Origin of the sequence: Pseudoalteromonas sp. MER144-MNA-CIBAN-0113, from assembly GCF_040308965.1 — a bacterium.
Taxonomy (GTDB): Bacteria; Pseudomonadota; Gammaproteobacteria; order Enterobacterales; family Alteromonadaceae; genus Pseudoalteromonas; species Pseudoalteromonas tetraodonis.
Window position 1 is genome coordinate 1 of record NZ_JBEOOG010000366.1, and the last position, 270, is coordinate 270.

Here is a 270-nt window from a genome sequence, read left to right on the forward strand (position 1 = left end):
CTGTAATGCTTTGCCAGTCTTTGCTTAGTGTTTCACTTAGTAATGACTCATCAACCGCTTCGGGTTTATCAAATAATTTAAAATCCCATTGGCCGTTTAAACTTTGTTTTTGTGATTGTGTGTTAGTACGGGCATGGTCAACGCTTTTAAATCCATTGAGTGGGCTGTGCGCTTTTACTTGATTAACTTGTACTGAAATTGGGTTTTCCCAATCTCGGCGATTAATTATGTGCTGTAAAGAGGTCATGTTTATCCTATTGCATAAGCGGG

The 270-nt window shown here is 38.9% G+C and carries 1 protein-coding gene; it reads right to left on the bottom strand.

Annotated elements, in window-relative coordinates; genetic code table 11:
• Positions 1–247: hypothetical protein (locus AAEY57_RS20070; RefSeq protein WP_350608673.1), on the bottom strand; the 247-nt coding region annotated here is incomplete at its 3' end.
• Positions 248–270: the final 23 nt, after the last annotated feature.